We start from the raw sequence: 25,435 nt of genomic DNA on the forward strand, positions 1-25,435 counted from the left end.
TTCCCGGTGATTGAAACCAGCCGCGGAGTATATCACGCACTTTTACCGAGTGGTATAAAGCCCGTGGCTGATGGGCAGGAAAAGCCGTGTTATTGGTACAGGCCGCTTTCGTCGATGTAGTTGAGCACGGCAGGAGGTAATAAATCCTGGCAGTCTAGGCCTTGCTGGCGGCGTTGGCGAATGTCCGTTGCGGAAATGGTGACCAGTGGTGTGTCTGCCAAAAAAATCAGCCCATGCGGCTGCTGATGAAGATCGTTCGGCGTGTGCGTCAGATGATCGTCCAGCCACTGTTGTAATTCGGGCGTTTCCAGCGTCGAACGATAGCCGGGCCGAGCGCATACCAGTAAATGACAAACATTAAGCAGATCTTGCCAGCGATGCCAATGGTGTAGCGTCAGCAGCGAGTCCTGCCCGATGATAAAGCCCAGCGGCGCATCACGGCCTTTTTCAACCCGCAGCGCCTCCAGGGTATCGATGGTGTAGGAGGGCGTTTGCCGTTGCAGTTCACGATCGTCCACGGTAAATAGCGGGTTGCCTTCAACGGCCAGTTCAGCCATATGAAAACGCTGTTGGGAACTGGCTTCGGGCTGCTGACGGTGTGGCGGAACGTTATTGGGCATCAGGACAATTTGAGTTAGCCCCACACGTTTTGCCAGTGCCGTCACTGGCTGAAGGTGACCGTAATGAATGGGGTCGAACGTGCCACCAAAAAATGCGGTCAGCGATGGCGCAGCGGGTGACGTATTCAGATGAATGCCTCCGGCAAGGCTTTGCCGCACAGCAGCATGGCAAGCGATTCCAGTTCAGACCAAACGGACTGACCATAGTCTTGCTTTAAGGTTATTTCTACCTGCGTCAGCAATCGTACGGCCTGCTGTAGCTGCTGAAGAGAGAGCCGCTGCAGTGCTTGAGTGAGCAGTTCACGTCGGTTTTGCCACACTTTTTGCTGATCGAATAACGTACGCAGCGACGTGTCTGACATGCGCCGTTTCAGCGCCAGCAGCTGTAGCAGTTCGCGCTGTAGCGTGCGAAGTAAAATGACAGGCTCGCAATCTTCCTGTTTTAACTGCTGCAAAATGTGCCAGGCGCGTTTGCTTTTGCCTGCCAGCAGCGCATCAAGCCAATGGAATGGCGTGAAGTGAGCGGCATCATTAACTGCGCTTTCCACGCGGGGCAGGGTTAGCTTGCCATCGGGATACAGCAGCGCCAGCCGTTCTAACGCCTGAGACAGCGCGAGCAGGTTGCCCTCATAGCAATAGCAAATGAGCTGCGTGGCCTGTTCATCTAGCATCAATTTCATGGATTTGGCACGCTTTGCGACCCAGCGGGGAAGCTGTGCCTGCTCCGGTGTCAGACAATTGATATAGACGCTGTCTTGCGCCAGCGCTTTGAACCAGGCGCTGTTTTCCTGCGCTTTGGTCAGCTTATGACCGCGCAGAATCAACAAAATATCGGGGTGCAATAATCCAGAGAGCTTAACCAGATTTTCACCCATCGCGGCATTTGGACCGTTCTCCGGCAAGACCAGTAAGAGAGATTGGCGCGAGGCGAACAGGCTGAGTGCCTGACAGGTGCTGAAAATCGCATCCCAGTCGGTATGAAGATCCAGGATGAAGCTGAAATGCTCGCTGAATTCATGCTGTTGAGCGACCCGTTTGATGCTGTCGAGACTTTCCTGCAGCAGGAGCGGGTCTGAACCAAAGACCAAATAACAACCGCGCAGCCCCTCATGGAGCTGCGCGGTGAGTTGTTCGGGGTAAAGCCGAATCATGAACGCGTGGAGGCAGTAGGTGAATTGGTGGACTGCAACCGATTTTTGACTTCCTGACTACCGTTGATGGTCAGCAATTTACGCACCAACTGCTGAGCAGCCTGCTCTCGCATTTCCTGACGGACGATGTCCTGTTCGGCATCTTTCGCCAATGCAGCCAGCGGGTTATCAAAGAACGTGCGGAACACCGTCACGCTGAGCGGATAAATATCTTCACCCGGCATCAGCACCTGCGCCTGCAACGTCAGCACCATCTGGTACTCCGCTGTTTTACCGTCCTGAAAAATAGAGACGGTATCGCGCGTTTCGCTTGAGCCCAGTACCCGCAGAGACGGGATATCCTGACGCGTCGCATCGTCAACGATTTTTACATCGCTAAGACGGAGCTGCTCACGTACTGCACGCGTTAGCGGACCATAAGGATCGCTGCTGTCGAGCACAAGTGTTTGTAACTGCGCAGGCACTTGTGTCGTGCCGCGCAGATGAAAACCGCAGCCAGCGGTGATTAACACCGCCAGCCCCAGCAACAACGTGAATAGACGATGTCGCACAGTTCCTCCTTGCCTTAACCCACAACCAGGTTAAGCAGTTTGCCAGGGACATAAATCACTTTACGAACCGTGACGCCGTCCAGATATTTCGCGACCAGCGGTTCCTGTGCAGCGCGTTCGCGAACCTGTTCTTCGCTTGCGTCAGCGGCAACGGTGATTTTACCACGTACTTTACCGTTAACCTGAACAACGACCAGCTTGGAATCTTCAACCATTGCGTTTTCATCTGCAACCGGCCACGGCGCAGTATCAACGTCGCCTTCACCTTGCAGTGCCTGCCACAGCGTGAAGCAGACGTGCGGCGTGAACGGATACAGCATACGAACGACGGCCAGCAGTGTTTCCTGCGTCAGCGCGCGATCCTGATCGCTGTCCTGCGGCGCTTTCGCCAGCTTGTTCATCAGTTCCATGATAGCGGCGATCGCGGTGTTGAAGGTCTGACGACGGCCGATATCATCGGTCACTTTAGCGATCGTTTTATGCAGGTCGCGGCGCAGTGATTTCTGATCTTCAGTCAGTGTAGCGATATCCAGAGCCGTTACCGCACCTTTCTCGGTATGCTCGAAGGCTTGTCTCCAGACGCGTTTCAGGAAGCGGTTTGCGCCTTCTACGCCGGATTCCTGCCATTCCAGCGTCATTTCTGCCGGAGAAGCAAACATCATGAACAGACGAACGGTATCTGCACCGTATTTCTCTACCATGACCTGCGGGTCGATGCCGTTGTTTTTGGACTTCGACATTTTGCTCATGCCCGCATAAACCACGTCACGGCCTTCATTATCTACGGCTTTGACGATGCGTCCTTTCTCATCACGTTCAACGGTGACATCGGTCGGAGAAACCCAGATGCGTTCGCCGTTATTACCGAGATAATAGAAGGCATCGGCCAGCACCATACCCTGACACAGCAGGCGTTTGGCGGGTTCATCAGACGTAACCAGACCGGCATCGCGCATCAGTTTGTGGAAGAAGCGGAAATACATCAGGTGCATGATGGCGTGTTCGATACCACCAACGTATTGGTCAACGGGCAGCCAGTAGTTGGCGGCAGCCGGATCCAGCATTCCCTGATCGTACTGCGGGCAGGTGTAGCGCGCGTAGTACCAGGACGATTCCATAAAGGTGTCGAATGTGTCGGTTTCACGCAGTGCTGGCTGACCGTTAACGGTCGTCTTCGCCCATTCAGGGTTCGATTTCAGCGGGCTGGTGATGCCGTCCATCACGACATCTTCCGGCAGGATTACCGGCAGTTGATCTTCTGGCGTTGGGACGACGGTGCCGTCTTCCAGCGTCACCATTGGGATTGGTGCACCCCAGTAACGCTGACGGGAGACACCCCAATCGCGCAGGCGATAGTTGACTTTACGTTCACCAATGCCTTTTTCTACCAGCTTATCGGCAATGGCGTTGAACCCGGCTTCGAAATCGAGACCGTCAAACTCACCAGAGTTGAATAGGTTGCCTTTTTCGGTCATCGCTTGAGCAGACAGATCGGGCTCGCTGCCGTCGGCATTCAGAATAACCGGCTTGATGGACAGATCGTATTTGGTGGCAAATTCCCAGTCGCGCTGATCATGGCCTGGAACGGCCATCACTGCGCCCGTACCGTATTCCATCAGGACGAAGTTGGCGATCCAGATAGCGACTTTCTCACCATTTAGCGGGTGAATCGCATACAGGCCAGTGGCCATGCCTTTTTTCTCCATCGTCGCCATATCGGCTTCGGCGACTTTGGTATTACGGCATTCTGCAATGAAATCGGCCAGCGCTGGGTTGGTTGCAGCAGCTTGTGCTGCAAGAGGGTGACCGGCGGCAACAGCAACGTAGGTCACGCCCATGAACGTGTCTGGGCGAGTGGTGTAAACGCTCAGTTTCTCTTCACTGTCCGCCACATCAAAGGTGATTTCCACACCTTCAGAACGACCGATCCAGTTACGTTGCATGGTTTTGACCTGCTCAGGCCAGCTTTCCAGCGTATCCAGATCGTTCAGCAGTTGGTCTGCGTAAGCGGTGATTTTGATAAACCACTGTGGAATTTCTTTGCGTTCGACTTTGGTATCGCAACGCCAGCAGCAGCCATCGATAACCTGTTCGTTCGCCAGTACGGTCTGGTCGTTTGGACACCAGTTAACGGCGGAGGTTTTTTTATAAACCAGACCTTTCTCGTACAGCTTGGTGAAGAACCACTGTTCCCAGCGGTAGTAGTCTGGTTTACAGGTCGCGACTTCACGATCCCAGTCATAGCCAAAGCCCAGCAGTTTGAGCTGGTTTTTCATGTAGTCGATGTTGGCGTAGGTCCAAGGTGCTGGCGCGGTGTTGTTTTTAACCGCTGCACCTTCTGCCGGCAGACCAAAGGCATCCCAACCGATCGGTTGCAGAACGTTTTTGCCCAGCATGCGCTGATAGCGGGAGATCACGTCGCCGATGGTGTAGTTACGGACGTGCCCCATATGTAGTCGGCCAGAAGGGTAAGGCAGCATGGAAAGGCAATAGTATTTTTCCTTGCCGGGCTGTTCGGTGACTTTAAATGTCTGCTTCTCTTGCCAGTGAAGCTGGACGTCCGCTTCTATCTCTTCTGGGCGGTATTGCTCTTGCATGGCTGCCAGGGGTCCTGTTTAGTGAAGAATCGCTACGTGAGTAGCCTGTTCTGATTCATAACAAAAGATCCGCATAGCATAGCCGTAAGCGACGCAGGCAACAACACCCAGCGCCCGACTGAGGAATATTTCTGATTTGTGAGCGATAGACTGCGAGCTGTTGCGCAAATTAGCGACAATTCACCAGAAGAATGGCAAAAATAATCTAAAATAGAGAGAGATAGGCAACGTAGCGGTTTTTGGCTCGGTGTGCTAGACGGCGAATAGGCGTTTTTTATCACCCTTCAACCCGCTTATTCAGGAGGAAGCATGAATAAACTAGCCCGCTATTACCGCGAGTTAATGGCTTCAGTGACGGCCCGGCTGAACAACGGTGAACGCGATCTCGACAGTCTGGTGCTGAGCGCCCGTAAAACCTTACAGGAAAGCTCGGAGCTGACGCAGAAAGAAATAGAAGAGGTGATTCAGTCTGTTCAACGCGATCTGGAAGAGTTTGCTCGCAGCTATAACGAAAGTCAGGATGAGTTTACCGACAGCGTGTTTATGCGAGTCATCAAGGAAAGCCTGTGGCAGGAGTTGGCGGATATTACGGATAAAACGCAGTTGGAGTGGCGTGAGATTTTCAAAGATGTGAATCATCACGGGGTATACCACAGCGGTGAAGTGGTGGGGCTAGGTAATCTGGTGTGCGAGAACTGCCATCATCATATTGCGTTCTACACGCCGGAGGTTTTGCCACTCTGCCCGAAATGCTCGCATGATCTGTTCCACCGCCAGCCGTTTCAGCCGTAGGCTGTTGGGGGTAAGTAAGCGTGCCTTGCGGCACGCTTTATCTGAGTATTAATGCAGGATTTTCGCCAGAAAGTCTTTAGCACGTTCAGACTGTGGGTTATTGAAGAAATCATCCTTGCGGGTGTCTTCAACGATTTTGCCCTCATCCATAAAGATCACGCGGTGCGCCACTTTACGAGCAAAGCCCATTTCATGCGTGACGACCATCATGGTCATGCCTTCCTGCGCCAATTCAACCATAACGTCCAACACTTCGTTGATCATCTCTGGATCGAGCGCTGATGTCGGTTCGTCAAATAACATCGCGATAGGATCCATGCACAGCGCGCGGGCGATGGCAACACGCTGTTGCTGACCGCCGGAAAGTTGCCCTGGGAATTTGTTGGCGTGTGCTGATAGCCCAACGCGTTCCAACAGCTTCTGTGCTTTGGCTTTGGCGTCTTCACGCTTACGTTTCAACACTTTCACCTGCGCTAACGTCAGGTTCTCGATAATCGACAGGTGTGGGAACAGTTCGAAGTGCTGGAACACCATCCCGACTTTGGAACGCAACTGAGCCAGATTGGTTTTTTTATCGTTAACGGCAATGCCATTGACGGTAATTTCACCTTTTTGAATCGGTTCCAGACCGTTTACGGTTTTGATCAGGGTTGACTTGCCAGAGCCCGAAGGCCCGCAGACGACCACAACTTCACCTTTTTTTACTTCTGTGGAGCAGTCGGCTAGTACCTGAAATTGGCCGTACCATTTAGAAACATTTTTCAGGGAAATCATCAAACCGTCCTTTTTTTCAGGTAACTGACCAGCATTGAGGCAGTAATGCTGAAGAGAAAATAAATGAACCCGGCAAACAGGATCATTTCAACTTGTGTTCCGTCACGCTCGCCGATGGTTGAGGCGGTACGGAAGAAATCAGCGAGGCTAAGCACGTAAACCAGTGAGGTATCCTGGAACAGAACAATCCCCTGCGTCAGCAGCAGCGGCACCATCGCTCGGAATGCCTGCGGCAGAATAACCAGCTTCATGGATTGCCAGTGCGTCATGCCTAATGCTAACGCCGCGGAGGATTGACCGCGTGACACGCTGAGAATACCCGCACGAATGATTTCCGAATAATAGGCTGCCTCGAACAGCGAGAAGGCTACCATAGCTGAAATCAGTCGAATATCGGTTTTAGGCGATAGCCCAAGCACATTTTGTAATAAGCTAGGAACTACCAGATAGAACCACAGAAGCACCATGACGAGCGGAACGGAACGGAACAGGTTCACATACAGTTTGGCGAACCAACTGATGGGTTTGATCGGCGACAGGCGCATTACTGCCAGAATTGTGCCCCAGACAATCCCGAATACCACCGCCGTTAGCGTAATTTTGAGTGTGACGACCATCCCCTGAATCAGGTACGGCATGCTTGGCCCAATTGAGCTCCAGTCAAATTCATGCATGATTTATTTGCTCCCCATATTGCCCGGCAAACGGGTTTTTCGCTCAACGACTTGCATAATCAACATAATGATGGCGTTGATGCCAACGTACGCCAGCGTGATGGCAGTAAAGGATTCATACGCGTGGGCGGAATAGTCCAGCAGTTTCCCTGCCTGTGCCGCCATATCAACCAGACCAATCGTGGAAGCGATGGCCGAGTTTTTTACCAGGTTCAGCATCTCTGACGTCAACGGCGGAACAATCACGCGGTACGCATTCGGCAGTAATACATAGCGGTAGGTTTGCGGCAGCGTCAGGCCCATCGCCAGCCCGGCGGCTTTCTGCCCGCGTGGTAAAGACTGAATCCCCGCACGTACCTGCTCACAAACGCGCGCTGCGGTGAAGAGCCCTAGGCAAATCATCGATGACAGGAAGAATTGAATATTCGGGTCTAGCTCGGCTTTAAACCACATGCCGATGTTGACGGGAAGCAGTTCGGGAACCACCAGATACCAGGTAAAAAACTGGACGATCAGTGGGACGTTGCGAAATAGCTCGACGTAGCAGGTGCCAATGCCCGCAAGGAAACGATTAGGGACGGTACGCAGGATTCCAAATAAAGAACCAATAAGAAAAGCGATAATCCAGGCACAGATAGATAATGTGACGGTGACTTGCAGGCCGGACAAAATCCACCCGAGGTAGGTTGTGTTGCCGAAGGGTGCGGCTTGTAGAAATATGCCCCAGTTCCAATCTATTGACATAACGAACTCCGGTAAAAAAAGGGTAGCGGAGCTACCCTGAAGATTGATGAGCGGCCATATTCCCGTTCTGTTTCAAACTACAGGCGTAGTGTTTATTTTCCTGTTTATCGAAATTTCTCGGGGCAACATGTGATGGGGAACGACCATCACATGCCTGTCTGTCCTGCCACGAATCAGCAATCAGAGGACAGATGACTCTGCCCTTATTCTCATTATTAATTAGTTTAGTGCTTTGTCATTTGGCGCTTTGAACAGCGCTTTCATTTCGTCTGACAGTGCAAAGTTCAGGTTAAGATCTTTTGGTGGAATCGGCTGTTTGAACCAGCGATCGAACCATTTTTCAGCTTCACCGGAGGTCTGAACTTCAGCGATGGTGTCATCAACCAGTTTCTTGAATTGCGGATCGTCTTTACGCAGCATACAGCCGTAGGCTTCTTCAGACTGTGCTTTGCCGACAATATCCCACTGATCGGCGTTTTTCGCTTTCGCACGTTCGCCCGCCAGCAGTGCATCATCCATCATAAAGGCAACCGCACGACCGCTTTCCAGCGTACGGAAGGAGTCGCCGTGGTCTTTCGCACTGATGATGCGCATCTTCAGCTGTTTTTCTTCATTCAGCTTGTTCAGCAGAACTTCAGAGGTCGTACCGGAAGTCACTACGACGGTTTTACCCGCCAGATCCGGGAAGTCTTTTACGCCGGAATCTTTTTTGGTTAACAGACGCGTACCGACCACGAAAATGGTGTTAGAGAAGGCAGCTTGTTTCTGACGCTCCAGGTTGTTGGTCGTTGAACCACATTCAAAATCAAAGGTACCGTTTTGCAACAGCGGGATACGATTCTGAGAGGTGATAGGGAGTAGCTTGACCTGCAGGTTAGGTGCATCCAGTTTTTTCTTAACCGCTTCGACAATTTTGTCAGAGTAGGCTTGAGAGTAACCGACCACTTTTTGCGTGTTGTCATAGTAAGAGAAAGGCACGGACGATTCGCGGTGTCCAATGACGATCACGCCATTATCTTTGACCTTCTTCAATGTACCGGCCAGATCTTCAGCCTGAGCTACGCTGGCGGCGGTGCCAAGCAGAAGCAGTGATAATGCCAGTTTACGCATTTGCATGTTCTAACTCCTTTGCTGTCGTTGCAGTGCAATAGTTATAGCGCTGTCATTAATAACCGTATGGTTAATGTGCCCGTTATCTTCAAGTTAGCATTGTCTTCAAGGTAAACAGCGTATCGCTGCATCACTCATAATGCTTTGCTACCTCTTAGTGATAACGCTGCACCGTTAAAGCGCGAAGTTACTGTCTATACAGTTAAAAAGTAGCTGATTGTAAATAGATTGAAATAGAAATGTTTGTTTTTTGCGATATCCGCCGCACCAAATGGCAGCAATGCCAAAGGGTGGCCCCAATTTGGTGCGTCACTTGCCCCAATAGAGAGCTTTACGCCGACGTAATATCCAAAAAATACAGAAACAACCATTTACAGGGTAATAAGAGGCAAATACCGTGCCATAAATAAAAAAAGGCATGCAAAAGCATGCCCTTAGGGATGTGAGGAGGGGACGATTATCGGCGACGCAAACCGAGGAAAGCGGCAGCGCCACCGCCCAGTAGCGTAATGATCCAGAGTGGCCAAGAACCGAAGCGCGCATAAGGTGTTATCCCCGTTGCTGGCACGACCTGCGTGCTCAGCACTGCACGCGTAAACTGCGGCAGACTGGCGCTGACATTGCCATCAGGCGTAATCACCGCTGTGACGCCGTTATTGGTGCTACGAACCAGAGGACGGCCTAATTCCAGCGCGCGCATCCGTGCCATCTGGAAGTGTTGCCACGGGCCGATTGAATGACCAAACCAGGCATCGTTCGAGATGGTCAGCAGCATATCGGTGTCTGGCCGGAAGTTATCACGCAATTGCTGGCCTAAGATGATTTCATAACAAATAGCGGCGTTAAGCTTGAAACCATGAACGGAAAGCTGGGGCTGAACATAGTCTCCGCGGCTGAATGACGACATCGGGAGATCGAAGAACGGCGCCAGCGGACGTAACAACGTTTCCAACGGGACAAATTCGCCAAAAGGCACCAGATGGTTTTTGTTGTAACGGTTCGTTGTGGGGTAGTGATACGGATCTTTGTCGCCCAAAACGATCACTGAGTTATAAAAATCGGTTTTATTACCATCACGCCGGATATCGACGATACCCGTAATCAGACTGCTATTACTGCTACGCAGGATATCGTCAATCTGCTTCAGATAAGCACCCTGACGGCTTTCAATATCGGGAATAGCGGTTTCTGGCCAGATCACGATGGGGGCCTTATCCATATAGGGCAGGCTGTTATCCAGATAAATCCTCAGTGTGTTCAGCAGCTCATCTTGTTCCCACTTCATAGCCTGCGGGATATTGCCCTGTACCAGCGCGACATTGACGGCGCGTTCAGGTTGCAGGGTGTACCACTGCACGTTGCGCAGCGGCCATGATAAAACGAAAACACCGATAGCAATGGCCGCCGGTACGATTTTTCGTTGGTTGATGGCATAAACGAGCAACCCGCTGAGGCTCATCAGCAGGAAGGTAATGGTGTCGATACCCAGAATAGGCGCGATACCTTTGAGCGGGCCGTCAATTTGGCTGTAGCCGAATTGCAGCCACGGAAAACCGGTGAGTACCCAGCCACGTAGAAATTCGGTTAACTGCCAGAGTACGGGAGCGGCAAGCGCCAGACGCCACAGCGTTGTTTTCTGGCTGAGACGTGAGAGCAGGGCAGCAAACAACAGTGGATAGAGCGACAAATAGGCAGCGAGCAGAATGACCAGCGCAACATTGACAGGTCCCGGCATTCCGCCAAACTGCGCGATGCTGACGTAAACCCAGTTAACGCCGCTACCGAACAGACCCAATCCCCAGCAAAATCCTATCCAGGCTGACTGCCGACTCGTACGGTTGAGCGTCAGTGCCTGTAGGGCCATGAGCGAGATAATCGCCGCGGGCCAGAAATCAAAGGGAGAAAATGCCAGCGTGCCACAGGCACCAAATAAGAGCGCCAGCAGGGCTTTAACCTGCTGGCGTTGTAGAAAAGAAGCGACAACCATTGCCAAATTATTCTTCCAATTTTGGTTGAGGGGCATTGTCAGGAATTCTGACATGAACCTGAATAATACGGCGGCTGTCCGCCATCGTAACCTTAAACAGGTAACCTTCTATGTTGATGGTTTCGCCACGGGCTGGAAGATGGCCGAAAGACTGCATAACCAAGCCACCGATGGTGTCGACCTCATCATCGCTGAACCGTGTGCCGAAAGCCTCGTTAAAATCTTCGATATCGGTTAAAGCACGAACGGTGTAAGTCTGGCGATTAAGCTGGCGAATATCTCGGTCTTCTTCATCGTCATATTCGTCTTCAATTTCGCCGACAATCAGCTCAAGAATATCTTCAATCGTGACCAGGCCGGATACGCCACCAAACTCATCGATGACAATCGCCATGTGATAGCGCAGTGAGCGGAACTCATTCAGCATCCTATCAACGCGCTTACTTTCCGGCACAACCACGGCGGAACGCAGAACTTTATCCATACTGAACGGTTCGGAGTCGCTGCGCATAAACGGCAGCAAATCCTTCGCCATCAGGATGCCTTCAATGTGGTCTTTATCTTCGCTAATGACGGGGAAACGGGAGTGGGCGGATTCGATAATCACGTCCAGACACTCTTCCAGCGTTTGATCGCGCTTGAGCGTAATCATCTGCGAGCGAGGGATCATGATGTCGCGTACACGCTGGTCGGCGATATCCATGACGCCTTCGAGCATATCTCGTGTTTCAGGATCGATCAGATCATTCTGTTCGGAATCACGAATCAGAGTGAGTAAACCGTTACGATCTTTTGGCTCGCCGTGAAAAAGCTGATTAAGAATAAGAGAAAAGAAGCCCTTTTTGGGACTGGGTGCATCGCTGTTTTGAGAATGGTCGTCGCTCATGCGTTTTAATTAACATCACTCTTGTTAAAGGATTATTGCCAGCCGTTGGAATCGACACAACGGCCAGATTAGTACCCGATATCTTCCCGATCTCGGGCTAGACAAAATGTATTTCTATTTATTCGGTGAGGCCATCTTTTTCTGCAAGGTAGGGATCGGCATAGCCCATGCCCTGCATAATCTCGGTTTCCAGCGCTTCCATTTCTTCGGCTTCGCTGTCTTCGATATGGTCGTACCCTAGCAGATGCAGGCTACCATGGACAACCATGTGCGCCCAGTGCTCTTCTACGCTTTTTTCCTGCTCGGCGGCTTCACGTTCGACAACCTGACGGCAGATGATTAAATCGCCAAGCAAAGGAAGCTCGACTTCAGGCGGTGCCTCAAAAGGAAACGACAGCACGTTGGTCGGCTTGTCTTTACCGCGATAGGTGTTATTCAGGTCGCGGCTTTCTGCCTCATCCACGATACGGATGGTGACTTCAGAGACTTCCTGAAACTGCGGCAGAACGCCTTCCAGCCAGCGCTGAAAGTCTTTTTCTTCCGGTAGCCCCTGTGCTTGCTCGCTGGCGATTTGTAAATCCAGAATCACCTGACTCATTTTTGCTCCTGATCTGATGCCGAAGCCTGTGCTTCACGCTTACGCTGTTCTGCTAAGGCGTCTTTACGTTTCTGTTCGGCATTTTCCCACGCTTCATAGGCATTCACAATCCGTGCAACCACCGGATGGCGCACCACGTCTTCGCTGTGGAAAAAGTTAAAGCTGATCTCTTCCACATCGGCCAGCACTTCTATCGCGTGGCGTAAGCCGGATTTCAGATTTTTCGGCAGGTCGATCTGCGTGACGTCACCAGTGATGACCGCTTTTGAGTTAAACCCGATGCGTGTCAGGAACATTTTCATCTGTTCGATGGTGGTGTTCTGGCTTTCATCCAGAATGATAAAGGCATCGTTCAGCGTCCGGCCACGCATGTAAGCCAGTGGCGCGACTTCAATCACGTTACGTTCGATAAGCTTCTCGACGCGTTCAAAGCCCAGCATTTCAAACAGGGCATCATAAAGTGGGCGCAAATAAGGATCGACTTTCTGGCTTAGATCGCCAGGCAGGAAACCCAGCTTTTCACCCGCTTCGACTGCCGGGCGCGTTAACAGAATGCGGCGAATATCCTGACGCTCCAACGCATCTACGGCAGCGGCGACGGCTAAGTAGGTTTTCCCCGTTCCTGCAGGGCCAACGCCGAACGTGATGTCGTGATCGAGGATGTTGGCGACATACTGTGCCTGATTCGGTGTGCGCGGTTTGATTACGCCGCGTTTGGTGCGGATGTTGACCACTTTGCCATAGTCAGGAACGTGTTCCGCAGACTGCTCCAGCACGCGGGATTCTTTAATCGCAAGGTGAATTTGCTCAGGATCGATATCACCAATGACGCCACGTACTGGGGCTGTATCGACATACAGACGTTGCAGGATATCGGCGGCAGCTTGCGTCAGCAGGCTTTTGCCGACCAGTTTAAATTGATTATCCCGGCGGTTGATCTCGATGCCTAAGCGGCGTTCTAACTGTTTTATATTGTCATCAAACGGACCGCAAAGGCTGAGCAGGCGTTGGTTATCGGCGGGTTCAAGGGCAATCTCTTTTGTCGTTACGTTCAAATTATTCCTCTTGAGCGTTACTGTGCTGGCTCCATCCTGCCCGCACAAAGTGAACAGTTGTCAGACGGCCTGATGTGTCCGCCCTATGAGTGAATTATTCATCGTGAATGCCCGATGGCGCAAGTCACAATCATGATATTGGGATGCCGCCTCGCAAAAGCAAATGTAATCAGCATGAAATTGAAACGGATGATTGAATGGATAGCCTGCCATAAAAAATGGGTGGCAAAACCACCCATCATCACGCTGAGACTGGAATGAACGTCGGTTACGGTTGATAGAACCCGACGCCGATCTCATTCTCTTTGCGGGTACGCGCAATCACGGAAGACGGTGATTCATGTACGCGCAGATCCATTTGATCTTCGGTGCGCACCACGATGCCGCGCAGCGAGTTGGTATAAACATCAACGATTTCCACATCGACAAATTTACCGATCATATCCGGCGTGCCTTCGAAATTAACGACGCGGTTGTTTTCCGTACGGCCAGACAGCTCCATCACGCTCTTACGTGAGGTGCCTTCTACCAGAATACGCTGGACGGTGCCTAGCATGAGGCGGCTAAACCGCATGGCCTGCTGGGTAATGCGTTCTTGCAGAAGATACAGACGCTGCTTTTTCTCTTCTTCTGGCACATCATCAACCATATCCGCCGCCGGTGTTCCTGGACGAGCGGAGTAGACAAAGCTATAGCTCATATCGAAATTCACATCGGCAATCAGCTTCATCGTCTGTTCAAAGTCAGCCTGCGTTTCGCCAGGGAAACCGACGATAAAGTCAGAACTGATCAGGATGCCCGGACGTGCATTGTGCAGTTTACGGATGATCGCTTTGTATTCCAGTGCGGTATGACGGCGTTTCATCATCGTCAATACGCGGTCAGAGCCGCTTTGCACCGGTAAATGCAGGAAGCTGACCAACTCCGGCGTGTCTTCATAAACGCTGATAATATCGTCTGTGAATTCAATCGGATGGCTGGTGGTAAAGCGGACACGGTCGATTCCGTCAATAGCGGCGACCAAGCGCAGCAGCTCAGCAAAGGAGCAGATTTCACCGTCATAGGTTTCGCCGCGATAGGCGTTGACGTTCTGTCCTAAAAGGTTAACTTCACGCACACCTTGCGCGGCCAGTTGAGCGATTTCAAACAATACATCATCGCACGGGCGGCTGACTTCTTCGCCGCGGGTATAAGGCACAACGCAGAATGTGCAGTATTTATTGCAGCCTTCCATGATGGAGACGAAAGCCGTTGGCCCTTCGGCGCGCGGTTCTGGCAGGCGGTCGAATTTTTCGATTTCAGGGAAACTGATATCCACGATAGGGCTACGCGTGCCCTGAACGTGATTAATCATTTCCGGCAGGCGGTGCAAGGTTTGCGGGCCAAAAATAACGTCAACGTAGTGCGCACGTTCACGAATATGCGCGCCTTCCTGTGAGGCCACGCAGCCACCGACACCAATAATCAGATTCGGATTGAGATCTTTCAGCGTTTTCCAACGGCCAAGTTGATGGAAGACCTTTTCCTGCGCCTTTTCACGGATCGAGCAGGTATTGAGCAGCAGGACATCGGCTTCTTCAGCGATTTCAGTCAGCTCATAGCCGTGCGTACTTCCCAGTAAATCAGCCATCTTCGATGAATCGTACTCATTCATCTGACAGCCCCAGGTTTTAATATGCAGTTTTTTTGTCATCGACTTACCATTACTCAGTGCGGATAAGAAAGATTCCCCTCATTTGGGGGGTATTGTAATCGCTCGCTGACGTTGTGACCAGCGCCGGAAACCACGCTGATTTGATAACGCCTTACTTTCTATAAAAATGCGGCTTTTCTGAAAAGTTACCCGCAAATCCAGTACACTATTTTCATGCATTTTTACTGGTGTGAATAAACCAGAACCAGAGAGGATAAAGCCAATATGCATTACGATGCGATTGTGGTTGGCGGTGGCATGGTCGGTGCGGCCGCGGCGCTTGGGCTGGCACAGCAAGGATTTCAGGTTGCAGTCGTTGAGCAGGAAATGCCGACGCCGTTTGATGCCGTCAGTCCGCCAGATTTACGGATCTCGGCGATTGGTTATGCGTCGGTTGCGCTATTGAAAGAACTGGGCGCATGGCAGCGGGTACAGCAGATGCGCAGCGCGCCTTACCGTCGGCTGGAAACCTGGGAATGGGCGAATGCCAGAGTCGTTTTTGATGCTGCCGACATTCACCTACCCGAGTTGGGTTTTATGGTGGAAAACCGCGTGCTGCAACTGGCGCTTTGGGAAAGTTTGCAGGAAGAGGATCGCTGCCAATGCTATTGCCCAGCTACGCCGCAGAACTTGCAACGCACCGATGATGGTTGGTGTTTACAGCTTGCTGACGGGCAGCAACTGACGGCTTCGCTGGTGATTGGCGCCGATGGCGCGAATTCTCAGGTTCGCCAGTGGGCGGGGATTGGCATCAGCGGCTGGCAGTATCGTCAGTCTTGTATGTTGATCGGCATAGAGACCTCGCAACCCCAGCAGGATGTGACCTGGCAGCAGTTCACACCGAGCGGCCCGCGTGCGTTTTTGCCGCTGTTTGACCAGTGGGGATCGCTGGTGTGGTATGACAGTCCACAGCGCATTCGTCAGCTTCAGGCGATGCCGCTTACACAGCTGGATAAAGAAATTGCGGCCGCGTTTCCTGAACGATTGGGCGCGGTTAAGGCGCTTTCTACGGGATCATTTCCGCTGGTCAGACGCCATGCACAAACTTATATCAAACCTGGCTTAGTGCTGTTGGGCGATGCCGCGCATACCATTAATCCGCTGGCGGGGCAGGGGGTTAATCTGGGATATCGCGACGTTGAGGCGCTGCTGGATGTGCTAATTAACGCGCGTAATGCGGGGGAAGAATGGGCTTCTGAGCGCGTTTTACGTCGCTATCAGTGTCGCCGTATGCCGGATAACCTGATGATGCAAAGTGGGATGGATCTCTTCTATAACGCGTTCAGTAATGCGTTACCACCGCTGAGCTTTGCTCGCAATATGGCGCTGATGGTTGCACAGCGCGCTGGCGTGTTAAAACAGCGCGCATTGAAATATGCCATTGGCGTCTGATGAATAATGAGGACGCCGCCCGCTATAGCACAGGCTCGGCGGTAAAGATAATATCGGTGTCCTCATTGGTTGTTGCTGTAAAGCGAACCTTTCCTACCTGCCGAACGCCCTTACCTGAGGCCTGGCTATCCTGAAGCAGGCCGAACATCATCTCAGTTACCTCAGGGCTTTCAAGATTGTTCTCGCCCAATAGCGCAGAAAACGCGGCTGTGACGATTTGCAGATTCTGTCTTGTTGTTTCGGCGGGTTCTGACGCGGCACTGAGTAGCACGATTCCATTAAGCTGTTGGCTTTTACTTTCTACCGACCCAATTAATCCGACGTACTCATTAAAAATGTGCTGAAAGTCATCGACGGACGTTCCCTTTTCCAACTTAATGGTCAATTTAAGAGGGATATTGAGTTTCGTCAGATTGGCATTCATCCGGTCAGCGAACGTTTGCGATGAAATCTTAAAAGAAGGGACGCCAGCAGCATAAGTCGACGTGATGAAGCAAAACAGCAACGCCACGCTGAGTAACAGTGTGGTTAACTGCGCACGTCTGACAGACCATCGTGATTGGCCGACGTTATTCTGCTGTGGCAGCACCACAACGTGGCTGAAATCATAAGTAACAGAGGATGTCGATAAAACCTTCATGCCCGCCCTTTTAGGAAAATCGGATGATTGGTGTGGTTATATTAACACCAGACTATGTTAATACCAGACACAACAAAACGGGGCGACATCTTTCGATTGTCGCCCCGTTTCTTTGCTGTTTTACCAGCTTTATTTGGCTGGGGTACGAGGATTCGAACCTCGGAATGCCGGAATCAGAATCCGGTGCCTTACCGCTTGGCGATACCCCAAAAATATGGTGGCTACGACGGGAATCGAACCTGTGACCCCAGCATTATGAGTGCTGTGCTCTAACCAGCTGAGCTACGTAGCCAAACTTACTGCTAATGTTACTTCACTTCAACAAATCTTCTACTATCAAGTAGATGGCTGGGGTACCTGGATTCGAACCAGGGAATGCTGGTATCAAAAACCAGTGCCTTACCGCTTGGCGATACCCCAACAGGACAACGAATTTTTCAGCATATGTTTTGAAATGGCTGGGGTACCTGGATTCGAACCAGGGAATGCCGGTATCAAAAACCGGTGCCTTACCGCTTGGCGATACCCCAATCACTACAAAACACTAACAGGCTTCGAAAAGCGATGTCAGACCGAGAAGATGATATGGTGCGGGAGGCGAGACTTGAACTCGCACACCTTGCGGCGCCAGAACCTAAATCTGGTGCGTCTACCAATTTCGCCACTCCCGCAAAAAAAGATGGTGGCTACGACGGGAATCGAACCTGTGACCCCAGCATTATGAGTGCTGTGCTCTAACCAGCTGAGCTACGTAGCCATCTTTTCCGCGTCACCTTCATCGGCGTTGCGGGGCGCATTATGCGTAGTTGGCCTAATTGCGTCAACTAGTTTTTTCCCGAAAAGTGCCCTCAATGTATCGTTTGTTTGGGTTGTGAACAGTATGGTGAGAAAAGCGCCAAAAAGCACGCATTCCCAGTCAATTAAGCGTACAAAAACGGGCCATGAAAGGCCCGTTGATTGAAGAAATTAAATCGAATTATTTGTAGGCGGACTGGTGTACGCCAACCGCACGGCCTGATGGATCATCCAGTTTCTTGAAAGATTCATCCCACTCAATCGCTTTAGCTGACGAACAGGCGACGGATGGGCCACCTGGTACGCATTCTGCCGCGCTTGGAACTGGGAACAGCTCTTCGAAGATTTCACGGTACAGGTACGCTTCTTTGGAGCCCGGCGTGTTGTACGGGAAGCGGAAGCGTGCCGTTTCTAACTGTTGATCGGTAACTTGGTTAGCCGCCACTTCTTTCAGCGTGTCGATCCAGCTGTAGCCCACGCCGTCAGAGAACTGTTCTTTCTGACGCCATGCAACGCTGTGCGGCAGGTCGGATTCAAAGCACTCGCGCAGGATGTGTTTCTCCATCTTGCCGTTGCCACACATTTTGTCGCGTGGGTTGATGCGCATCGCGACATCGAGGAAGTTTTTGTCCAGGAACGGTACGCGAGCTTCCACGCCCCAGGCTGACATCGCTTTGTTGGCGCGGGCGCAGTCGTACTGGTGCAGTGCCAGCAGTTTACGCACGGTTTCTTCATGCAGCTCTTTGGCGTTTGGCGCTTTGTGGAAATAGAGATAGCCGCCGAACACTTCGTCAGAACCTTCACCAGACAGCACCATCTTGATGCCCATCGCTTTGATTTTGCGGGACATCAGGTACATCGGCGTTGAAGCGCGAATCGTGGTGACGTCATAGGTTTCGATGTGATAAATCACGTCACGAATCGCATCCAGCCCTTCCTGCACGGTGAAGTGAATTTCGTGGTGCACGGTGCCTAAGTGGTTAGCGACTTCCTGCGCCGCTTTCAAATCTGGCGCACCTTCCAAACCGACAGCGAAAGAGTGCAACTGAGGCCACCAGGCTTCACTACGCTCGTCATCTTCTACGCGACGTGCTGCATATTTTTTGGTGATCGCGGAGATAACGGAGGAATCCAGACCACCAGAAAGCAACACGCCGTAGGGCACGTCAGACATCAGGTGGCTTTTCACCGCTTCTTCCAGCGCATCGCGCAGCGCTTCTTTATCCGTTTCGTTGTCTTTTACTGCGTCGTAATCAAACCAGTCACGCTGGTAATACTCGCGAATTTCGCCGTCTTTGCTCCACAGGTAGCTGCCAGCCGGGAATTCTTTGATGGTGCGGCAAACCGGCACCAGCGCTTTCATTTCAGAAGCGACGTAGAGGTTGCCATGCTCATCGTAACCCATATACAACGGGATGATGCCGAGGTGGTCACGGCCAATCAGGTAGGCGTCTTTTTCGCTGTCATACAGGGCAAAGGCGAACATACCGCGCAGTTCATCCAGGAATGCCGCGCCTTTTTCCTGATACAGCGCCAGAATCACTTCGCAGTCGGAGCCAGTCTGGAACGCGTAACGGTCACCGTATTGCTGACGCAATGCCTGATGGTTATAAATTTCACCGTTAACGGCCAGAATGTGGGTGCGCTCGGCGTTGTAAAGCGGCTGTGCACCCGTGTTGACGTCAACGATAGACAGACGTTCGTGAGCCAGAATCGCTTTGTCGCTGGCATACACGCCGGACCAGTCTGGCCCGCGGTGACGCATCAAACGGGATAATTCCAGCGCTTTCTTACGCAGTTCAACAGGATCGCTTTTCAGATCAAGCACACCAAAAATAGAACACATACATGACTCCCAGTAATGACAGATTCGAACTCAGTGCCATTGATTTAGCATCAAAGTGCCATAGGAATTCAATATTATTTAATGAAAAAAGCCATCGACATGGTGTTTCGTTAATTTATGCGGTTTTTTGGTGTTGATTCGTCAAATTCATAGAAGGGAAAGGCCGGATTTTTAGTGATTACATAATCCGGCCAGAAAGAGAATCAGGCGTTTTCGAGCAATTGCTGTAGCAGCACACCGTTTAGCATCGCCCGTTTGACCAACGCGAACGCGCTGATAGCAGAAAGATGGTTGAGGCTGGAGACCTCAATCGGCAGATTATGACGAAATTCTTTCAGCACTTGCGTGTTGATGCAGCGTTGAATTGCAGGAAGTAGCGTCTTTTCTGCTTCGGTAATTTCACCGGCAATCACGACTTTCTGAGGATTGAACAGATTGATCGCGATGGACAGTGCTTTGCCGAGATTGAGCCCAGCCTGTTCGATAACTTCACGGGCGAGGGCATCACCTCGGTTTGCCGCTTTGCAAATCGTAGAAATCGTACAGTTATCGGTAGAAAGCTTGCTGGGGTAGCCCTGTCCCAGCAGGTGTCGTACGCGCTGTTCAATGGCAGCGTTGGCGACGACGGTTTCCAGACAGCCAAAATTGCCGCAGTGGCAGCGATCGCCGAGCGGATCGATCTGAATATGGCCTATCTCGCCCACGTTGCCGTTACTGCCAAGAAAAATTTTCCCGTTGACGAGAATGCCTGCGCCTGTGCCGCGATGGACGCGTACCAGAATAGAATCCAGCGAATCGTGGGTGGCACCGAAATAGTGTTCTGCCAGCGCCAGGCTGCGGATATCGTGACCGACAAAGCTGGTAACATTGAATTGGCGTTGCAGGTTTTCGACCAGTTGCCAGTTATCCACGCTGATGTGCGGCATATAGCGGACGATGCCCGCAACGGGATCAACCAGCCCCGGTAGCACAACGGAGATCGCAATGAGCTCGCGAATGCGGCGTTGATGGCTGGCAATAAAGCCGCCGATGGCCTGAAAGAGTGCGGCTTCCAGCGACTCCTGCGTTTTTTCTTGCAGTTCGTAGTGCGCTTCTTCCAGCGCTTTTCCCTGCAAATCATACAGCGCAATAGTGGCGTCGTAACGGCCAAGACGTACGGCGATGGTATGGAAAGGGCGGTTTTCGGTGATAATCGAAATGGCGCGTCTGCCGCCGGTGGAAGCTTGCTGATCGACTTCTTTGATGAGCCCACGTTCCAGAAGCTGGCGGGTGATTTTGGTGACGCTGGCGGGGGCAAGCTGGCTCTGTTCTGCTATCTGAATTCGTGAGATCGGACCCTGCTGGTCAATCAGGCGGTAAACCACCGCACTGTTTAATTGTTTAACCAGATCGACATTCCCTATCTGCGCTTGTCCGCCTGTGGTCATTAAGAAGTTACTCGCTTAGGTTTAACTCAACGTTGGGTAAACCTCATCGCAGTTTACCCAACGTATTTCCGCTTTACCCCAAGGCGTTTCTCGTTTTATCCCCAAACAGGATTACCGTTAACAAACGTCTTGAGAATGTGATAGTCACGGTCAAAGACGGTCAGGTTGGCCACTTTACCGCTTTCAATACTGCCTAACTGTTTATCGACGCCGATGGCGCGAGCGGGATAGAGCGTTGCCATCCGAATTGCTTCATCCAGCGCGATACCCGCGTGTTCGATGCTATTGCGTACGGCTTCGATCATGGTCAGTGCCGAACCGCTCAGAGTGCCGTGTTCATCGACACAAATACCATCGCGGTAGTATATGGTTTTACCAGCAAAAATGAACTGGTCAATATCCGCACCGGCCGGTGCCGTGGCGTCGGTCACCAGCACCAGTTTATCGCCCTTGATGAGTTTACTGTTGCGAATATTGGCCCAGTCAACGTGTCGTCCATCCGCGATAATACCGCAATAGACTTCCGGAGCGTCGTAAATCGCGCCGACCAATCCAGGTTCTCGGCCGGTCAGATACGGCATGGCGTTGAACAGGTGGGTAGCGAAACGAATACCGGCGGAAAAACCCTGCTTAGCCTGTTCCCAGGTGGCGTTGGAATGCCCTGCAGAGACGATAATGCCCGCGGCCGTTAGCTGACGGATAACCGACGGTTCGACTTCTTCCGGTGCCAGCGTGATTTTCGTAATGGCATCCGCGTTGGCGCACAGAAAGTCGACCAACTCTTGCGTGGGTTTGCGGATAAAAGCAGGGTCATGCGTGCCTTTCTTTAGCACATTCAGCCACGGACCTTCGAGATGCAGCCCAAGCGCCTGATGCTGATTCTGTGCCAGCCAGTCTCTCATCACGCTGATGCTGTGCTTCATAAATACATCACTGGAGGTAATCAGCGTAGGTAAAAAACTGGTACAGCCTGAACGCTCGTTTGCCTGCTGCATGATCTCCAATGTCTTGACGGAAATCGTGTCCAGCGAGTCGTTAAACTGCACGCCACCGCAGCCGTTCAACTGGAGATCGATAAACCCCGGGGCGAGGAATGCACCGCCTAGGTCGTGTTGTTCAATGCCAGCAGGAAGTTCGGCAAGTGGGCAGATTCGTTCGATCAGCCCATCGGCAATCACGACGGCGTGATTATCCAGAATCTGATGGCCGGTGAAAATCCGGCTATGGGTTAACGCGTACATCATCGACTCCCGCATCGGTTAGAGATTTTTCATACTTTCCGTTTCTAATTCACGGAAGTATTTAACGGTTTTTACCTTCAGCTCCATTGTTGAAGGCTCGTCACAAACCATAATGGCTTTGGCGTGAAGTTGCAGGCAACTGATGGTCCACATATGGTTAACATTGCCTTCTACCGCAGCCTGTAGTGCCTGTGCCTTGTTACGACCGGTCACCAGAATCATCACTTCCTCGGCATCCAGCAGCGTACCGACGCCCACGGTTAGGGCAAATTTAGGCACCAGACTGACGTCCCCGCCGAAGAAACGGGAATTCGCGATGCGGGTTTCTTCCGTCAGCGTTTTAATACGGGTGCGGGAAGCCAGAGAGGAGGCGGGCTCATTGAAGGCGATATGTCCGTCATTGCCCACGCCGCCCATGAAAAGATGAATTTTCCCGTAGGACTTTATTTTCTCTTCATAGCGGCGACATTCTGCTGTGATGTCTTCTGCGTTGCCGTTCAACAGGTTAATGTTTTCACGTGGAATATCAACGTGATTGAAAAAATTCTGATGCATGAAGGTATGATAGCTTTCTGGGTGATCGGTCGGCAGACCGACATATTCATCCATATTGAAGGTGATGACGTGTTTGAAGCTCACCAGTCCCGCCTTGTGCATGGCGACCAGCGATTTGTAGGCCTCCAGAGGCGAACTGCCTGTCGGCAATCCCAGAATAAAAGGGCGACCTGCACTGGGCTTGAAAGCGTTAATTTTCTCAACGATGTGGCGGGCGGCCCATTTTCCGACGTCGGCGGCGTTGGTTAAAGGAATGAGTCTCATCAGCGCTCTCCTGATTTTTAGTGGAATTAAATATGTTATTGCGTAAATCGCGCCAGCGGCGCGTTTTGTATATGCATTAAAATTAGTCTACTCCGTTTTTTTTAATCTTGAAATAAGTTAGGGTTTTATTCAGGTATAAACTTTTTGTATGCAGTTTTTTGGTGATTTTTATCACATAATTACGGGGTTTAATTTGTGTAGCGAATTATTTTTCTTACACTCCCCCTAAGAACCACCGCTGCCACATTTTTTCGACAATGGCATTTTTCGACAGCGACGTTCTTCGGCAGTGAAATTTATTGGCAGGTTTGTTTGCCCCACAACATTTCATTACCTCGCAAAGGTAAGAGAGGAAAAAGTGAGTACTCTGAGCTATTTACAAAAAGTCGGTCGGGCATTGATGGTGCCTGTCGCGACGCTGCCTGCTGCCGCTATTCTGATGGGGATAGGTTACTGGATTGATCCGGTTGGCTGGGGAAGCGAGAACGCGTTGGCGGCACTCCTCATCAAATCAGGTGAGGCGATTATCGGGCATATGGCGGTGCTGTTTGCCGTCGGTGTCGCGTATGGTATGTCGAAAGATAAAGATGGTGCGGCGGCATTGACCGGTTTTGTCGGTTATCTGGTGCTGACCACGCTGTGTTCGCCGGCCGTTGTTGCCATGATCCAACGGATCCCTGTTGAACAGATACCTGCTGCATTTGGCAAGATTGAAAACCAGTTCATCGGGATTCTGGTCGGTGTCATGTCCGCCGAACTGTATAACCGCTTCAGTCAGGTTGAGTTGCCCAAGGCGCTGTCGTTCTTCAGCGGACGCCGCCTGGTGCCGATTCTGGTTTCTTTCCTGATGATTCTGGTCGCGTTCATTTTAATGTACATCTGGCCGGTGATTTACAATGCGCTGGTATCGTTCGGTGAACACATTCAGCAGTTGGGTTCGGTTGGCGCAGGGGTTTATGCCTTCTTTAACCGCTTGCTGATTCCTGTTGGATTGCACCATGCGCTGAATTCTGTGTTCTGGTTTGATGTCGCGGGTATCAACGATATTCCTAACTTCCTTGCTGGACAACAGTCTATCGACTCTGGCAAAGCTGTCGTGGGGATCACCGGACGTTATCAAGCGGGCTTCTTCCCGATTATGATGTTCGGCCTGCCGGGAGCTGCGTTGGCGATTTATCATTGCGCGCGCCCTGAAAACAAAAGCAAAGTGGCCGGGATTATGCTAGCAGCGGCATTTGCCTCCTTCTTTACCGGGATCACCGAGCCGCTGGAATTCTCCTTCATGTTTGTCGCGCCAGTGCTGTATTTCCTGCATGCGCTGCTGACCGGTTTTTCCGTCTTTATCGCGGCCAGCATGCATTGGATTGCCGGATTTGGTTTCAGTGCGGGTCTGGTGGATATGGTGTTGTCCTCACGTAACCCGCTGGCTACTCAGTGGTACATGCTGCTTGCACAGGGACTGGTATTCTTCGTCATTTACTATGTGGTGTTCCGCTTTACCATCACTCGCTTCAATCTGTTAACGCCGGGGCGTGAACTGGCTGTGAGCGGTAGCGAAGCTGATGGCTATGACGTGAGTACGGAATCTTCGGGCGAGAAATCAAGCGATGCAGCTGTGTTAGCGCGAGGCTATTTGCAGGCGCTGGGCGGAAAAGCCAATCTGACGGGCATTGATGCCTGTATCACACGTCTGCGTTTAAACGTGGCTGATTCCTCTCTAGTTGATGATGTACAGGCAAAACGTCTTGGTGCGGCGGGCGTTATTCGTCTGAATAAGCAGAGTGTGCAGATTGTGGTAGGCACACAGGCTGAATCGATAGCGACCGCGCTGAAAGCTGAGTATGAAAAGATATAGTATGACAAGGCGTAATATGACGATGTTGATCGTTTAACGTGGTGTTATACCGATGACATGGATAGGGCGAGATAGCAATCTCGCCCTTTTTTTTCGTTATGAATAATTAAATGAAACTAACGGTTGTTTCCCAGCGTAGCTTGTTGGATCATTGTCGGTTATACGTCGTTTTAGCATTGAGGAATGAA

The 25,435-nt window shown here is 51.5% G+C and carries 21 protein-coding genes and 6 tRNA genes; 3 read left to right on the forward strand and 24 right to left on the reverse strand.

All coding sequences use genetic code 11. The annotated features are described in order from the left end of the window. Window positions 1–89: 89 nt before the first annotated feature. Genes nadD through leuS form a run of 4 tightly spaced genes read right to left on the reverse strand, consistent with a single transcriptional unit; the run spans window position 90 to window position 4,919 of the window. Complete coding sequence (gene nadD, locus EO763_RS06645; protein ID WP_161528461.1) at window positions 90–779, reverse strand: nicotinate-nucleotide adenylyltransferase; 690 nt, start codon at window positions 777–779, stop codon at window positions 90–92. After that, window positions 746–1,771 (reverse strand): DNA polymerase III subunit delta, encoded by a 1,026-nt coding sequence (holA, locus tag EO763_RS06650; RefSeq protein WP_161528462.1) that lies wholly within the window; start codon window positions 1,769–1,771, stop codon window positions 746–748. The genes nadD and holA overlap by 34 nt, the downstream gene beginning before the upstream one ends. Then, the gene (gene lptE, locus EO763_RS06655) at window positions 1,768–2,322 is read right to left on the reverse strand and encodes an LPS assembly lipoprotein LptE (RefSeq protein ID WP_161528463.1); all 555 of its coding nucleotides are present in this window, start codon (window positions 2,320–2,322) and stop codon (window positions 1,768–1,770) included. Before lptE ends, holA begins: the two co-directional genes overlap by 4 nt. A 14-nt stretch (window positions 2,323–2,336) precedes the next feature. Beyond that, window positions 2,337–4,919 (reverse strand): leucine--tRNA ligase, encoded by a 2,583-nt coding sequence (gene leuS / locus EO763_RS06660; protein ID WP_161528464.1) that lies wholly within the window; start codon window positions 4,917–4,919, stop codon window positions 2,337–2,339. Window positions 4,920–5,228: 309 nt separating this feature from the next. Between leuS and EO763_RS06665 the strand changes: the two genes are divergently transcribed. After that, window positions 5,229–5,711 (forward strand): zinc ribbon-containing protein, encoded by a 483-nt coding sequence (locus EO763_RS06665; RefSeq protein ID WP_161528465.1) that lies wholly within the window; start codon window positions 5,229–5,231, stop codon window positions 5,709–5,711. A 48-nt stretch (window positions 5,712–5,759) separates the two neighbouring features. On the opposite strand, the gene EO763_RS06670 is transcribed toward EO763_RS06665, so the two are convergent. The 9 genes from EO763_RS06670 to miaB form a co-directional block, all read right to left on the reverse strand. After that, on the reverse strand, window positions 5,760–6,485 hold the full coding sequence (locus EO763_RS06670) for an amino acid ABC transporter ATP-binding protein (RefSeq protein WP_102116692.1): 726 nt from the start codon (window positions 6,483–6,485) through the stop codon (window positions 5,760–5,762). Further along, window positions 6,485–7,159, reverse strand: a complete 675-nt coding sequence (gene gltK, locus EO763_RS06675; protein ID WP_014914631.1) for a glutamate/aspartate ABC transporter permease GltK — start codon at window positions 7,157–7,159, stop codon at window positions 6,485–6,487. The genes EO763_RS06670 and gltK overlap by 1 nt, the downstream gene beginning before the upstream one ends. A 3-nt stretch (window positions 7,160–7,162) precedes the next feature. Then, window positions 7,163–7,903, reverse strand: coding sequence for an amino acid ABC transporter permease (locus tag EO763_RS06680; RefSeq protein ID WP_010285409.1), 741 nt, complete (start codon window positions 7,901–7,903; stop codon window positions 7,163–7,165). Window positions 7,904–8,122: 219 nt separating this feature from the next. Further along, window positions 8,123–9,019, reverse strand: coding sequence for an amino acid ABC transporter substrate-binding protein (locus EO763_RS06685; RefSeq protein WP_010298785.1), 897 nt, complete (start codon window positions 9,017–9,019; stop codon window positions 8,123–8,125). Between the two features lie 451 nt (window positions 9,020–9,470). Further along, window positions 9,471–11,000 carry an apolipoprotein N-acyltransferase gene (lnt, locus tag EO763_RS06690; protein ID WP_161530355.1) on the reverse strand — a complete coding sequence of 510 codons (1,530 nt, stop codon included), beginning with the start codon at window positions 10,998–11,000 and terminating at the stop codon, window positions 9,471–9,473. A gap of 7 nt (window positions 11,001–11,007) precedes the next feature. After that, the gene (gene corC / locus EO763_RS06695; protein ID WP_103162179.1) at window positions 11,008–11,886 is read right to left on the reverse strand and encodes a CNNM family magnesium/cobalt transport protein CorC; all 879 of its coding nucleotides are present in this window, start codon (window positions 11,884–11,886) and stop codon (window positions 11,008–11,010) included. Window positions 11,887–12,004: 118 nt separating this feature from the next. Next, on the reverse strand, window positions 12,005–12,484 hold the full coding sequence (ybeY, locus tag EO763_RS06700) for an rRNA maturation RNase YbeY (protein ID WP_039488891.1): 480 nt from the start codon (window positions 12,482–12,484) through the stop codon (window positions 12,005–12,007). Further along, complete coding sequence (locus EO763_RS06705; RefSeq protein WP_103162180.1) at window positions 12,481–13,539, reverse strand: PhoH family protein; 1,059 nt, start codon at window positions 13,537–13,539, stop codon at window positions 12,481–12,483. The genes ybeY and EO763_RS06705 overlap by 4 nt, the downstream gene beginning before the upstream one ends. A 268-nt stretch (window positions 13,540–13,807) precedes the next feature. Continuing rightward, entirely contained in the window at window positions 13,808–15,232 is a 1,425-nt protein-coding gene (gene miaB, locus EO763_RS06710) for a tRNA (N6-isopentenyl adenosine(37)-C2)-methylthiotransferase MiaB (RefSeq protein WP_039472517.1), read from the reverse strand. 225 nt (window positions 15,233–15,457) lie between these two features. Here miaB and ubiF point away from each other — a divergent pair, with 225 nt between their 5' ends. Next, a complete protein-coding gene (gene ubiF, locus EO763_RS06715) occupies window positions 15,458–16,624 on the forward strand; it encodes a 3-demethoxyubiquinol 3-hydroxylase (protein ID WP_161528466.1) in 1,167 nt (388 codons plus the stop codon). Window positions 16,625–16,646: 22 nt separating this feature from the next. Here the strand turns inward: ubiF and EO763_RS06720 are convergent, their stop codons facing one another. The 11 genes from EO763_RS06720 to nagB all read right to left on the reverse strand — a co-directional run bounded on the left by EO763_RS06720 (window position 16,647) and on the right by nagB (window position 23,392). Next, on the reverse strand, window positions 16,647–17,264 hold the full coding sequence (locus tag EO763_RS06720) for a hypothetical protein (protein ID WP_161528467.1): 618 nt from the start codon (window positions 17,262–17,264) through the stop codon (window positions 16,647–16,649). Between the two features lie 134 nt (window positions 17,265–17,398). Continuing rightward, window positions 17,399–17,473: transfer RNA gene (locus EO763_RS06725), tRNA-Gln, on the reverse strand. 6 nt (window positions 17,474–17,479) lie between these two features. Beyond that, window positions 17,480–17,556, reverse strand: a tRNA-Met gene (locus EO763_RS06730). Between the two features lie 53 nt (window positions 17,557–17,609). Continuing rightward, window positions 17,610–17,684 (reverse strand) — tRNA-Gln (locus EO763_RS06735). A 35-nt stretch (window positions 17,685–17,719) separates the two neighbouring features. Next, a tRNA-Gln gene (locus EO763_RS06740) sits at window positions 17,720–17,794 on the reverse strand. A 56-nt stretch (window positions 17,795–17,850) separates the two neighbouring features. Then, window positions 17,851–17,935 (reverse strand) — tRNA-Leu (locus tag EO763_RS06745). Window positions 17,936–17,944: 9 nt separating this feature from the next. Then, a tRNA-Met gene (locus tag EO763_RS06750) sits at window positions 17,945–18,021 on the reverse strand. A 219-nt stretch (window positions 18,022–18,240) separates the two neighbouring features. After that, entirely contained in the window at window positions 18,241–19,905 is a 1,665-nt protein-coding gene (asnB, locus tag EO763_RS06755) for an asparagine synthase B (RefSeq protein WP_161528468.1), read from the reverse strand. A 203-nt stretch (window positions 19,906–20,108) separates the two neighbouring features. Further along, entirely contained in the window at window positions 20,109–21,332 is a 1,224-nt protein-coding gene (gene nagC / locus EO763_RS06760) for a DNA-binding transcriptional regulator NagC (protein WP_044205656.1), read from the reverse strand. A gap of 95 nt (window positions 21,333–21,427) precedes the next feature. Further along, a complete protein-coding gene (gene nagA / locus EO763_RS06765; protein WP_161530356.1) occupies window positions 21,428–22,573 on the reverse strand; it encodes an N-acetylglucosamine-6-phosphate deacetylase in 1,146 nt (381 codons plus the stop codon). A gap of 18 nt (window positions 22,574–22,591) precedes the next feature. Then, window positions 22,592–23,392, reverse strand: a complete 801-nt coding sequence (nagB, locus tag EO763_RS06770; RefSeq protein ID WP_161528469.1) for a glucosamine-6-phosphate deaminase — start codon at window positions 23,390–23,392, stop codon at window positions 22,592–22,594. Window positions 23,393–23,750: 358 nt separating this feature from the next. Between nagB and nagE the strand changes: the two genes are divergently transcribed. Beyond that, window positions 23,751–25,247 (forward strand): N-acetylglucosamine-specific PTS transporter subunit IIBC, encoded by a 1,497-nt coding sequence (nagE, locus tag EO763_RS06775; RefSeq protein ID WP_161528470.1) that lies wholly within the window; start codon window positions 23,751–23,753, stop codon window positions 25,245–25,247. Window positions 25,248–25,435 lie beyond the last annotated feature (188 nt).

This window comes from Pectobacterium odoriferum (assembly GCF_009931295.1).
In the GTDB taxonomy this organism is placed as follows: domain Bacteria; phylum Pseudomonadota; class Gammaproteobacteria; order Enterobacterales; family Enterobacteriaceae; genus Pectobacterium; species Pectobacterium odoriferum.